We start from the raw sequence: 12,567 nt of genomic DNA on the forward strand, positions 1-12,567 counted from the left end.
CCAGTTTTAAGTCACCAGTTCTGGATTGGCATGTTTGATTTTTTACTTTTAAAAATCAGGTGATTCATATTTTTTAATATATTCACAAGCGAGTCTGTTTGCTTGTAAGTATTCAGTGTGAGTTAATTTTTTAGCTATTATTTCTCGCGATTCTTTTGCGCTTTCTTTCCCGTTTTTAAATGCTACTGAATACCATGCATAGGCCTGCTGATTATCAACGGGTAGTTCATCTACTCCATCTGAGTAAAGAATTGCTAAATTATTTTGAGCCTCCGGATAGCCCTGCTTGGCTGAATCTATTATTAACTTTAAAGCCTGGCCTCTATTAATAGTAAGACCTCCAAGCCCTTGCGCATAAAATAATGCTAATGAATTTTTAGCTTCGGGGGATCCTAACTTTGTTGCTTGAAGATAGAAACTTGCCGCAAGCGTATAATCTTGATTCACGCCTAATCCATAATTGTATATATGTCCTAAATTGTAAATTGCAGTCGGATTATTTTTTTTCAGCTGCTTTTGTAAAAAGAACGCGGGATTTTTCATAATCTATATCCCCACCTAAGCCCTGGTTATACAAAACACCAAGGTTTACCTGGGCCTTTGTGAAGCTTTGTTCGGCGGCTTTACTATACCATTCTCTTGCTTGCGGGTATTCTCCGGATTTTTCATATAAGAGACCCAGATTAAATTGAGCCTCTGCAAACCCTTGCTTTGCTGCTTTCTCATACCAGTAGCGTGCTTTAGTATAGTTTTTCTGCATACCGTTTCCGGTACCATAAGCAAGTCCTAAATCTGTTTGTGCTTTCATATCTCCGTGATCTGCTAATTTACGTAATTCATCAAATTTATTTTTATTCATATAAATTTTGTTGTTTAGAATGTCTAACTTATCTTCGTTTATGAAAGTCCTTAACTGTATTGTTAATGCTAGTGACAAACCTGCAATTATAATTATCATTGCCAGTGTTGATTTCTTTACATTTCTCATTTTTTATACTCAGAATGCATTCTATTGTTTCTGTTCGTATTCGGATAGGCTATCAATAAGGTAATCTGATATTTTCCCTTGCAATGATGACGATTCTTTATTTATAAAACCTTTTGTGCAAGTTAGTGCCAGTTTTTTAGGATTTCGCTCTTTTTCAATTATCATCTCTTTAGCTGTGTCTTCAATACATCCAGCACTCTTATTTATTAGTGCTAAAGCGGTTACTGGTCCACTAATACCAGCCATCCCGACAACGGCTGAACCGACACTTAACCCATACACATATTCGCCAAGTGGGTTGTAGGCATTATGCATTGTTTCTATATCATGTATTTCGGCCTCAGCCATACTTTGAGGCAGCCTGCTACCTGCTGAGCCTACTTGTTGACAAACCGCTCCAAGGCCTCCATTACCCAGGCTATCCCATCCTGCCAATCCAAGAGGGTCAATCTGTTTTGTGGGATTTTTTGTATATTGATACCCATTCCATCCCCCGCTCAACCCAATCGGATCCTGCGTAATATACCGTCCCTGCATCGGGTCATAATAACGATGACGGTTATAATGCAGCCCCGATTCGTCGTCGTAATGTTGCCCAAGCAGGTGAATCAGTTACTGCAAATTTTCCAGGTTCTCTTCGTGCAGCACATATCCTCCTGCCAAAAAAGGCTGCCATCTTCATTGATTAGTGCCAGCTGTAGTCTCCGGTGTGCGCTGTGGAACATGTTGAGTTTCCTCGGCCAGGCTGCATTCCGGCTTCATTTTATTTTCATTTTCACAGGCGCTTCCGGGCCACCAATTACTGACTCTGTTCGCTAAGCCGGTCAGCTCGGAATTAATGCTCAAGATATTAGCATCGTTCATGCTAAAAATAATTCAGTCTCAAGCTACAATAACATCAAGAATGCTTACGAAATATTTACTTTGAAAGTATTTTTTTCAACAAGATGCTGAGTATAAATCCCACAAAAATATCAATAAAACTCAAACTGAAAAAAATCACCAATAACCATATACTACCAATCCATCCAGGGAAGTCTGTAGATTGATTCTGCTTATATACATAAACATTGTATGTTGCAATGGAAATTGCTATTAAAAACGCATATGTGCAACATAGCCACCATGCACTAAAATTAATGCGCCATGCAACCCTAATCCCACAAATAAATGGCAATGACCAAATGAATGCCGTAATGGTATTATCAGATAAACCCAAACGGTCATATGAGTAAATGGGAATGTTTTTCAATTCAAAAAGTAAAAAAACAAACAGAAATATCCAAACTAATTCTGAAAAAATATCTTTTTCATTTTACTCTCCACCCAAGCTTGATCCAAATACCGGATCGCGGCTATAACCAGATTCTCCCGGTTGAGGTCCCGGATTTGCTGGAAAATTGGGCCATGATATTTTAGGGAGAAATGCACCACAAGATTTCATTGCCTGTTCTGCACAATGACAACAGTTAAATTCAGTGAAATTATAATCTTTCCCTTTGCAATTTTTCATGGCTTCCCTAATGCATTCATCTAATGATGAATTTTGGTGTTCTGTGCAAATCGTTCCAGCTTTATTAGGCGCGGGATCTGCATGAACCCCTTTATTGTCAAAGCTTGAGGTTGTTCCATTTTCAAATTTTATGTAACAGTGTCTTGCATATGGGACTGGAACAGGGTCGAACTTCCTGTGACACACTTGATAAAGACCTAGTGGGTCTATGAATTCAATTGGATCCAACGCATAAGTATATAAATTCCACCCGCCTCTCAACCCAATCGGATCCTGCGTAATATATCTTCCCTGCATCGGGTCATAATAACGATGGCGGTTATAATGCAGCCCTGATTCCTCGTCATATTGCTGCCCCTGCATTCTTATCTGCTGGCGCAGTTTGTACGGGTTGAAAACATCGACTGCGTTGCCCCAGACGTCCAACACCGCACTCCATTCCACTTTGCTGGTTTTGTGATTAATCAGCGCAATCGGCGTGCCGAGGTGGTCGCAGTGATAAAGGTGTAGTTTGAGTGCGTCACCCTGTGGCAGCGGGTCGAGCCACAGCGCGAGGTTTTCGGCTTTCAGGCCGACGGCGTCCAGCCATTGCTGATTGTCGTCGCTCAAGTGATTTTTGCGGATGTCCTTTTCGACTTCATTCAGGCGCAGATGCAGTTCGGTCGGGAACGCGCTGCCGTTTTCTTCTTCCAGTTTTTCCGCCAGCGAGCGGTGGCTGTCTTCCATCCGCACGTGCTCGGCGCGCAGCAGCGGGACGAAGCTGTTCGGGTGATAAATGGTATGCAGCTGCGTGTCGCGGTTTTCGGTCAGCACCAGCCGGTCGCCGTCCCAGCCGAACCAGATGTTTTGGGTTTCTGTTTCGGCGGATTGCGGATTGATTTGCGTGACGAGCTTGCCGACGCGACGTCCGAGCGGGTCGTAGATATAGCGCGCCTGCGTCAGTGTCTGGCCGTCCTCTTCTGCCGTGAAACGCGTCAGCCGGTGCGCCTGGTCGTAGGCGAAATGGCCGATGGCGCCGCGCGGTGCTTCCCGCCAGCCGTTGCGGTACGGGCGTTTTTCCGTCAGATTGCCAAATTTGTCGTATTCATAAACATACCGTTCGTCGCGCTGGATGCGGTTGTGGTACCAGACCGGCAGCGTATTGGTCAGCGGCGTGTTCAGGTCGGGGTGCGTGCAGTTTCGGTTGCCGGCGTCGTCGCTGCGGATTAGCTGACCGGCGGCGTTGTACTGATAGTTTTGCACGCGCCCGTCGAAACCGACCTCCTGAGTCAGCCGGTCCATGGCGTCGTAGCTGAATGTCGTATCGACGCCGTTTTCGTTGACCAGCCGCGTCAGCCTGCCCGCGCTGTCGAATTCAGTCTGTCGGGTCAGCCCGCCCTCGGTTTGTACGGTTGGATTACCGCGCTCATCATAGGTTTGCGTGGACTGACTGCCGTCCGGTCGGGTGACGGTGACGCCGGTAATCTGCCCGGCGAATTCGCCTTCTGCGTCGCGATGATAGTTAAGCTGATTGCCGAAACGGTCGGTCAGTCCGAGCAATAACCGGCTGGCGGGCAGCGGGCGCAGCAGCACATCTTCTGCGGTTTCGGGTAACTGCACGCAGCCCAAAATCCACCACGGGCCGGTGGCGTCATTGGCGACAAAATAATGATGCGGGCTGTGGCGCAGTTCCTCCGGCAGCGCCTGCCAGAGCTTGCTGAGCGGATGAGCCTCGATTTGTTTATCGACGCCGCCGCGCGCCAGCCAGAGTTTTTCGCTGTGGCTGAAGGCAATCTGGCCGGGAGGCAGATGATGGAAATGAATGCTGCGCCCGGCGTTGTCGTTAAGGATAAGTTCATCGGTGCGGATTTGCAGGCGGATATCCGCCGCCGCCGACCAGCCGGGGCCAAACATCCCGACCGGCGCGGGCGTGTCCGTTTTATAACTGCTGTAGGCACGCGAAAGGAAAAACGGCAGCTGCGCGGGCAGCGCGATATCGGTCTCGCCGGGCAGGACTTTGGCACCGAGCGACGGGTTAACCGGGTTGCCTTCCAGCACACCGCCGGGGCAGACGGAACACGCCACGCCGGTGGGCGCACCCATCATCACGCCCAGCGAGCCCTGAACAATCGGGCCGCCAATGGGGTCATATCACCCCGGCGGGCAGCGGGAAATCCGGTCATGGGTGAAGTCCTTTTGGGTAAAGCGTCCGTGGAATGATTGATTTTAAGGTGGGGTATTTATCGTTTTATTCACAGTATAAATACAACTAAATCAATTAGATGGAGGAAGTTAAACTTTTAAAAGTATATGCGTTGTGAGGCGGTTCACAGGTGTGAGGAAAGCAGAAAAAGTGAAGGGGAACAGATAAAAAAATCCCCGACGCAAGGTCAGGGATTCACGTGTTTCATAAGCAATTTTTACGACGCCAGCGACAAATGTTTCTTCTGCTGTTTGTGCGTTTCCAGCCATTCGGCGACGCGCTGTTGCTGCGCTTTATCCAGCCACATACCGAGTTTGGTACGACGCCAGATGGCATCATCTAGCTGTGAAACCCACTCTTTTTCAACCAGATAACGCAATTCGGCTTCAAAAAAACCGTGACCGAAATCTTCGCCCAGCGATTCGATGCCGGTCGCGTCATTCAGGAACAGTTCTGTCTGACTGCCGTAGGTGCGGGCATAACGGCGGGCCAGTGATTCCGGTAACCATTTGAAGCGACTGCGCAGATTTGCGCTGTAGGTATCGCGATCGCCATTCAGCTTCCCGCCCGGCAGGACGGCAGTTTTCGTCCAGGCAGGGCCGGCTTTCGGATAGTACTTCACCAGTTTTTCCAGCGCGTGCTCGGCCAGTTTACGGTAGGTCGTCAGCTTGCCGCCAAACACGGAAAGCAGCGGCGCTTTGCCATCCTGATCGTGAACATCCAGCGTGTAATCACGGGTGACGGCTTGCGGAGAATCTGACTCATCATCACACAACGGACGCACGCCGGAGTAAGTCCACACAATATCTTCAGTGGTCAGCTGCTTTTTAAAGTGGTCGTTATACACTTTCAGCAGATAGCTCACTTCGTTATCGTCGATTTTCACGTCTTTCGGATCGCCGTGATATTCCACGTCGGTAGTGCCGATAATCGAGAACTCATCCAGCCACGGGATGACAAAAACAATGCGATGATCTTCGTTTTGCAGAATGTAAGCCTGCGGCTGATTGTGCGCGCGCGGGACCACAATATGGCTGCCTTTGATCAGGCGGATGCCGTACGGCGATTTCAGCTTCAGGCCATCGTCGAAGAAATGTTTAACCCACGGGCCGGTCGCATTCACCAGCCCTTTGGCGCGCCAGGTGAAGGTTTTGCCGGTATCGATATCTTCGGCTTCCACCATCCACAAACCGTCTTCACGCCATGCGCGGGTGACGCGGGTGCGGGTACGCACTTCACCGCCGCGCTCTTCCACTTCCTGTGCGTTGACGACGACTAAACGCGCATCGTCAACCCAGCAGTCTGAGTATTCAAAACCTTTGGTCAGTTCTGGTTTCAGTACCGATTCGCTGCCGAATTTCAGGCCTTTACTGGCGGGCAGGCTGGTACGTTTACCCAGATGGTCGTACAAGAACAGACCGGCGCGGATCATCCAGGCCGGACGCAAATGCGGTTGATGCGGTAAACGGAAACGCATCGGGAAGGCAATATGCGGTGCCATTTTTAACAGCACTTCACGTTCAGCCAGCGCTTCGCTGACCAGACGGAATTCGTAGTGTTCCAGGTAACGCAGGCCACCGTGGATCAGTTTAGAACTGGCCGAAGAGGTCGCGCAGGCCAAGTCTTGCGCTTCAAGCAGCAGAACAGACAGCCCGCGGCCAGCTGCATCTACTGCGATGCCGGTACCATTAATACCGCCACCAATTACGATCAAGTCTTTGGTTTCCACGTCATCTTCCTCCAGATGTTCGCAATAGCTCTTTTATGTTCGTTTTCGCTCACGATTGTAATCGAGATTCGACAAACAAGCCAAGAGTTAACCAAATAAAAACAATTATGCGTGATGGAGGTAACATTTTTGTGTCAGTAACGAGCAAAACGGTGAGGCGGGGACAAAACCGAACGCGACAACGCGTGGAATTTTTCGAAATTGTTCGTTTTAAGCAGAAGCGGGGAAGGGAGATAAAGCAGGAGCGCCCGGGTGACGCTCCCTGAAAGAGTGGGAAATCAGCAAAGCTCGAGGTGTACGTCGTACTTATCGATGATTTGCTTCACGCTCTCGGGTGGCTGTTTGTCGGTAAAAAGATAGTGAATCAAATCCATTTTACCGAGGTTAACCATTGCGTTACGGCCAAACTTGGAATGGTCAGTCACCAGCATTACACAGCGGGAGTTTTCGATAATCGCGCGCTTGGTTCGCGCTTCGTGATAGTCGAATTCGAGCAGCGAGCCATCCATATCAATACCGCTGATGCCAAGAATGCCGTAATCGAGGCGGAACTGGGAGATAAAATCGAGCGTCGCTTCACCCATCACACCGCCATCGCGGGCACGGACTTCGCCACCGGCGAGGAACAGACGGCAATCGTCTTTGGCGCTGAACAGTGTCGCCACGTTCAGGTTGTTGGTTACAATCCGCAGATCTTTATGATTGAGCAGTGCGTACGCCACGGCTTCCGGCGTGGTGCCGATATCAATAAACAGTGTGGAACCGTCCGGGATCTGATCCGCGACGCGTTGAGCAATGCGCGCCTTCGCTTCTGACCACATCACTTTACGGTCGTTATAGGCTGCGTTAACGGAGCTTGATGGCAGCGCTGCACCGCCGTGATGGCGGTGGATTTTATTCTGCTCGGCCAGGTCATTGAGATCGCGGCGGATGGTTTGCGGGCTGACCGCGAAATGATCGACCAGTTCTTCGGTGCTGACATAACCCTGCTGGCGAACTAACTCGATAATCGCGTCATGGCGTTGTGTTTGTTTCACCCAAATCCCCTACTTGCGTTTTTTGCGCGGTAAGCGCGTATCAACAAATGCCATCACCAGACCCAGACCCAGGCCAAATGTGTGGGCGGCATTAGCCACCGCTGCACCGCCTGTGGCATAGCCGATGAACATGAAGATCAGCGAAATAGCCAGTAATCCGCCGGGAACGTACAACCGGCTTTCAGGTTTCAACACGCCGGTCAGCCAGACATAACCCATCAGAGCGTAGACCACGCCGGACAAACCGCCGAACCAGGAACCGTTGACCATCGACTGACCCCAGCCGCTGATCAGCGCCGCAATCAGCGTGACGGTGAATAGTTTTCCGCTGCCGAGATGCTGTTCAATCTGGCTCGCCATATACCACCACCAGACCAGATTAATGAGCAATGAAAATAAGGAAAAATTCATCAGCGCAGGTGTAAACCAGCGCCAGACCTGCAAATACCGCGAGCTGTCCGGCCATGCCAGCCAGTTCATGACCTGCTCAAAACCGACCATCTGCTGAAGAATATAGACGGCGATACACAGCACGATCATGCCAATCGTCAGCGGGCCTGCACGGCTGCGCAGCGTTTTCATAAAGGGGGTATGCGACATCCGCAAACCCGGCTGCGCCTTGCCGGTTTGCCAGCTGGCGGCCTGATAACGTGGATGCAGCGGATCACGAACAAACAGCGCGACCTGCTTTTCTGCCTCTTCCAGACGTGATTCGTCTTCCAGCCAGAGCTGGACTTCCTGACTTTCGTGTTTAATCGTCAGCGTAAAACCCTGCGTCGCCATGTAATCGACAAAAGCCTGAGCGAGGCGAGGGTTGTTCAGGTTAAGAATGCGCACCATAGCGTTAAGTGATTTCCCTAATTGTTTGATTTGTTGCCGCCATTTTAGGGCAATACCTTATCTGCCAGCGTGGGGGAAGTCGATTATAACGTCAGTCGGGGGAAGGAGGGGAATTTACGGGTGCGGTGCTGCCTGCTGTGAACAAATAAATGATGTGGGTGTGAGATGGATCGAAGTCTGTTGCAACGTCGCCGGGCGGCGACGTTGCATATGCGGATACTTAAAGCCCTTCCAGCGCCTGTTCCAGATCGGCAATCAGGTCGTCGGTGTCTTCGATACCGATGCTGATACGTACCAGACCGTCGGTAATCCCGCTCTTACGGCGGACTTCCGGCGCGACGGCGCTGTGAGTGGTGGAGGCCGGGTGGCAGGCGAGCGAATCGGTATCGCCGAGGGAAACTGCCTGCGTGATGATGTTCAGCTTATCGAGGAAAGTCCGTGCAGCGTTCAGCCCGCCTTTCAGCTCAATCGCCATAATCCCGCCGAACAGTTTCATCTGACGCGCTGCGACGGCATGGCCCGGATGTTCCGGCAGCCCAGGATAGAATACCGTTTCCACTGCGCTGTGACTGTCGAGGAATTCCGCTACCGCCTGTGCGCTCAGTGAGCTTGCTTCGACGCGCAACGGCAGCGTTTTCAGCCCGCGTATCAGTAAACTGGCTTCGAACGGGCTCAGGCAACCGCCGAACTGTTTCAGGCTCAGCGTGCGGATGGGCGTAATTAATGCCGCAGAACCGGCCACTACGCCGCCGGTCGCATCGCCGTGACCGCTGATGTATTTGGTCGCCGAGTGCAAAACGATATCAATTCCCAGCGCCAGCGGACGCGTCAGGTAAGGTGTCGCAAAGGTGTTATCCACCACGCTGATGGCGCCTGCCGCTTTGGATAAACGCGCGATTTCTGCCAGATCGGCAATGTCCAGCCCCGGGTTTGCCGGTGTTTCAACCAGCACGACTTTGGTTTTTTTGGTGAATGCCCCTTCCAGTTCGCCGACGTTCGCGACGTGTACCGGTTTGATGCCATAACGTGGCAGAAGATTTCGCACCACGCCTTCGGTTCCGCCGTATAGCGTGCCAACATGAATGATTTCATCGCCCGGCACCAGCAGGGCAAACAATGTTGCGCTGATCGCCGCCATGCCACTGGCGCAGGCCACAGAGGTTTCAGCGCCTTCCAGCGCGGCCAGTTTCTGCTCGAAAACCGTCACCGTCGGGTTAGCAAAGCGGCTGTACATATAGCCCGGCTCTTCACCGCTGAAACGACGTGCGCCGCTGTCAAAATCCGGGTAGGAGAACGCGGAAGAGGCGGTAATCGGTGTCGCGACGGCACCGGTCTGGGCATCGGGCTGCTGGCCACCGTGAACGGCGAGCGTACGCATACCCAGAGAACGAGTTGTGTTCAGTTGTTTCATCTTGAAATCCTGTCGATAGTAGGCGGAAATTATATCAACACTGGAGAAATGTAGCTTTTTCAGCTTAAGAACATTTTCGGCGCAAACCCGATAGCCTGGTTATAAAGACTCGGTTTATAAAGACTCGGTTTCTAAAAACTATAGTCTGCGCCGGAGAGAGGTGAGGTTCAGGCTTCGATATCTTTCGGGAAGGTTTGTGACCAGGCTTCAAAGCCGCCGTCAACGCTGTAAACCGACTCAAATCCCTGACTGATCAGGAATTGTGCCGCGCCACGGCTGCTGATGCCGTGATAGCACATGACCAGAACCGGCGTTTTGGCATCGGCCTGTTCCATAAAGGCGTGCATGCTTTCATTGCTCAGATGGAATGCGCCGGGCGCATGTGCGGCACCAAAACTTTGCGGGTCACGAATATCGACCATAACCGCTTCGCCGGATTTCAGGCGGGTATGCGCCTGTTCAACGCTGATTGCTTCAAACTGTTTCATTCTGATCGAACCTTATAAAGTGTTATGCCGCCATTCTACCCAATAATTGCCCGGCGAAGACCAGAGGGATTGCAGGGATAAAGGTTAAACCAGAATCACTTTCACGCCTTTGAGGCGTAATTTTTCGATAATTTCGCCGTCGGCTTCTTTGCCGGTAATGAGCACATTGATTTGTTCCGTGCGGCTGAACAGCATACCTGCGCGTTGCCCGACTTTACTGCTGTCGACCAGAACCGCCAGATTTCCGACGTAATTCAGCATCTTCTGCTCCGCCATCGCGGTCAGCATATCGGTTTTATACAGACCATCAGTGGTCAGCCCTGCGCCGCTGGTAAACATCCAGTGCCCGGCGTAAAGGCTCGCATCACCATCCTGCGGCGCCAGCGTAATCGACTGACTTTTATTGTACTGACCGCCCATGATCACCACGCTGTCGTGTTCCTGCTCAATCAGGTAATTGGCCAGCGGCAAATAGTTGGTGATCACCTGAATGTCTTTCCCGCACATCTCGCGCCCCAGCAAAAACGCGGTTGAGCCGCAGTTAATCACCACGCTTTCGCCCGGCTGGCACAATTCGGCCGCGGCTTTGGCGATACGCATTTTTTCGTTGAGATTATGGGTCTGGTGAATATTGAGCGGAGTCCAGTTCTGGCGCGGCTGGTTAACGGCTTCAGCGCCGTTACGCACTTTGCGCAATTTCCCCAACTCATTGAGTTTAGTGATATCACGGCGCGCTGTGGCCGGTGAAATATCAAAATGATCAATGACATCAGCGACAGAAATCTGGCCCTGACGCTGCAAAAGATCAAGGATGGCATTGTGGCGTTGTGGCTCTGTCATGGTGTCTCCGCGGGGGAATCCGAAAGTTGATGATTACCGCGTGATTATAAACGAGCAGTAATGCGAATAACATCGTCATTATTGCCCGTCATCCTTCGAGCTGCCTCTGCGTTGGCCGCCTTCGCGAACCCCGGTCACATACTGATGTATGCTCCCGGGGATTCACTCAGTTGCCGCCTTGATGCAACTCGAATGATTTAGGGCCTAAGTTCAGGCAATTATAAAAACGATTTAAACGGTAAGTCGGTGTCTGTCGTGAAGCAATCTTCGAACCCGCGCGGATAGTGATATTCGAAATTATCTTTGTCATTCGGATACGTGAACTTGCCCCCAACCTGCCAGATAAAAGGCTTGAAGCCGTATTTCAGGCGGTCTTTTTTCATCTCCCACAGCACCCGGATTTCCTGCGGGTCGGCCTGGAAATTCGACCAGATATCATGGTGGAACGGGATCACGACTTTTGTATTCAGTGATTCCGCCATACGCAGCATATCGACGCTGGTCATTTTGTCGGTCACGCCACGGGGGTTCTCGCCGTAGGAGCCGAGGGCGACATCAATTTTGTACTCGTTGCCGTGTTTCGCGTAGTAGTTGGAATAATGTGAATCGCCGCTGTGATACAGGTTTCCGCCCGGCGTTTTGAACAGATAATTCACTGCACGCTGATCCATCATGTCCGGCAAAACGCCCGCCGCTTTCTGGTCGGCAGGCAACGTGATCAGCACGGTGCGATCGAAAGAATCCAGCGCATGAATTTCCACATCTTTGATTTTCAACACTTTGCCCGGCGTCATCACGATGCAACGCTCTCTCGGCACGCCCCAGCTAATCCATAAATCCACGCAGGTTTGCGGGCCGATAAACGGCACATCGGAAGCGCAATTTTGCATCACAGCGGCCGCGACGTTCACATCAATATGATCGTTGTGATCGTGGGTGGACAATACGGCGTCGATCTCTCTGATCGCAAAAGGATCAAGCACAAACGGCGTGGTGCGCAGGTTCGGTTGCAGCTTTTTCACGCCCGCCATGCGTTGCATCTGGTGGCCGGTTTTCATCAGCGGGCTGCTGTGATTTTGCTTGCCCACGCCACACCAGAAATCGACACAAATATTCGCGCCGCCCTCAGATTTCAGCCAAATCCCCGTACAACCCAGCCACCACATCGCAAAAGTGCCCGGCGCGACTTTTTCCTGCTCGATTTCTTCGTTCAGCCAGGTGCCCCATTCCGGGAAAGTGTTGAGGATCCAGGATTCGCGGCTGATCGTTTCTACTTTGCTCATTGTATTCCCTCATCTGAGTTTGGTTTGAATGATTAAGTCACAATGAATCATTAAATGATTATATATGACTTGATTGTGAGAAACTTATCATTGAAATTTTGTCGTGACAATGACTTTAATCGCGAGTTCTTGACCGGTTACGGGCAATGGAATGACAGGTTATCTGAATAAGCACGAAGTGTATGTAATAAGTATTCTTGTTTATATATATGATAAATATACTAAATATTAATTCAGTGATGACGAGGTGACAGGT

Annotated in this window: 10 protein-coding genes and 2 pseudogenes; all 12 read right to left on the minus strand. The window is 50.7% G+C overall.

What is annotated here, in order from left to right; genetic code table 11:
• Positions 1–48: 48 nt before the first annotated feature.
• The gene (locus tag ACLBVC_RS12485; protein WP_410149862.1) at positions 49–543 is read right to left on the minus strand and encodes a tetratricopeptide repeat protein; all 495 of its coding nucleotides are present in this window, start codon (positions 541–543) and stop codon (positions 49–51) included.
• Positions 497–988 carry a tetratricopeptide repeat protein gene (locus ACLBVC_RS12490; RefSeq protein ID WP_410149863.1) on the minus strand — a complete coding sequence of 164 codons (492 nt, stop codon included), beginning with the start codon at positions 986–988 and terminating at the stop codon, positions 497–499. Before ACLBVC_RS12490 ends, ACLBVC_RS12485 begins: the two co-directional genes overlap by 47 nt.
• A gap of 21 nt (positions 989–1,009) precedes the next feature.
• Positions 1,010–1,725, minus strand: a pseudogene (locus ACLBVC_RS12495) (RHS repeat-associated core domain-containing protein); the annotation flags it as partial.
• Between the two features lie 578 nt (positions 1,726–2,303).
• Positions 2,304–3,782: an RHS repeat-associated core domain-containing protein gene (locus tag ACLBVC_RS12500; protein ID WP_410149941.1), complete on the minus strand. Its 1,479-nt coding sequence runs from the start codon at positions 3,780–3,782 to the stop codon at positions 2,304–2,306.
• A 168-nt stretch (positions 3,783–3,950) separates the two neighbouring features.
• A pseudogene (locus ACLBVC_RS12505) lies at positions 3,951–4,663 on the minus strand (DUF6531 domain-containing protein); the annotation flags it as partial.
• A gap of 237 nt (positions 4,664–4,900) precedes the next feature.
• Positions 4,901–6,412: a glycerol-3-phosphate dehydrogenase gene (glpD, locus tag ACLBVC_RS12510; RefSeq protein ID WP_410149864.1), complete on the minus strand. Its 1,512-nt coding sequence runs from the start codon at positions 6,410–6,412 to the stop codon at positions 4,901–4,903.
• A gap of 278 nt (positions 6,413–6,690) precedes the next feature.
• A complete protein-coding gene (locus ACLBVC_RS12515; RefSeq protein ID WP_410149865.1) occupies positions 6,691–7,449 on the minus strand; it encodes a DeoR/GlpR family transcriptional regulator in 759 nt (252 codons plus the stop codon).
• 9 nt (positions 7,450–7,458) lie between these two features.
• Complete coding sequence (gene glpG, locus ACLBVC_RS12520) at positions 7,459–8,289, minus strand: rhomboid family intramembrane serine protease GlpG (RefSeq protein WP_104923687.1); 831 nt, start codon at positions 8,287–8,289, stop codon at positions 7,459–7,461.
• A 220-nt stretch (positions 8,290–8,509) separates the two neighbouring features.
• Positions 8,510–9,700, minus strand: coding sequence for a trans-sulfuration enzyme family protein (locus ACLBVC_RS12525; protein WP_410149866.1), 1,191 nt, complete (start codon positions 9,698–9,700; stop codon positions 8,510–8,512).
• Positions 9,701–9,867: 167 nt separating this feature from the next.
• Positions 9,868–10,188, minus strand: coding sequence for a thiosulfate sulfurtransferase GlpE (gene glpE / locus ACLBVC_RS12530; RefSeq protein ID WP_410149867.1), 321 nt, complete (start codon positions 10,186–10,188; stop codon positions 9,868–9,870).
• 84 nt (positions 10,189–10,272) lie between these two features.
• The gene (gene ulaR, locus ACLBVC_RS12535; protein WP_104923682.1) at positions 10,273–11,028 is read right to left on the minus strand and encodes an HTH-type transcriptional regulator UlaR; all 756 of its coding nucleotides are present in this window, start codon (positions 11,026–11,028) and stop codon (positions 10,273–10,275) included.
• A 218-nt stretch (positions 11,029–11,246) separates the two neighbouring features.
• A complete protein-coding gene (ulaG, locus tag ACLBVC_RS12540) occupies positions 11,247–12,311 on the minus strand; it encodes an L-ascorbate 6-phosphate lactonase (protein ID WP_410149868.1) in 1,065 nt (354 codons plus the stop codon).
• Positions 12,312–12,567 lie beyond the last annotated feature (256 nt).

This window comes from Rahnella selenatireducens, from assembly GCF_046449555.1.
GTDB classification, from domain to species: domain Bacteria; phylum Pseudomonadota; class Gammaproteobacteria; order Enterobacterales; family Enterobacteriaceae; genus Rahnella; species Rahnella selenatireducens.